Below are 521 nucleotides of genomic sequence, written 5' to 3'. Positions count from 1 at the left end.
AAGATGCAGAGACATATTCTTTCAGCCAGCAGGATAAATCGAGTGATGTTGATGTGCGTGGTCATTTGGAGAATGTTCTAAGTGGATACGGCGCGGCAGAAAGTATTTTAAAAGAAGCCATTATTCCTGTGCTGGATGGACACAAAACATTAGGTGAAGTGCTTTGCTTTATGAAGAAAAAAGCAGTGATCCTTTATCCAGAAGGTGCCCGAGCGCTTGGGGCTCCAGCCGAAGTCTTGAACACGTTATTTGACGCTGGCGCTATCGTGCCTGACCCAGTTCATCCAAACCGGAAGGTTCATGATTTTAGTGGCATTAAAGGGTTGTTACTTTCTTCTGATATCTCAGATGTTATCAAAGCTGCGATAGAACAAGCTGAGAAAGACTTTGACCCAATTCGTGAAGTTAGTGCGCTAAATGATAAACGCCAATCTGGCAAGAAAGCTGAAAAGGCACACTCAGAAAAGAAAGTTAAGAGCCAGAAAACCAACCAATCTACGCCGAAAAAGCCTAAACCTGCA

Annotated in this window: 1 pseudogene; it reads left to right on the top strand. The window is 43.6% G+C overall.

Annotated features, from left to right (window positions below):
• Positions 1-521, top strand: a pseudogene (locus tag R8O11_RS31200) (conjugal transfer protein TraI); the annotation flags it as partial.

It is taken from the genome of Vibrio sp. 1288 (genome assembly GCF_033344475.1).
The sequence above is the reverse complement of the archived record's forward strand: the minus strand, read 5'-3'. Positions and strand labels throughout refer to the sequence as shown.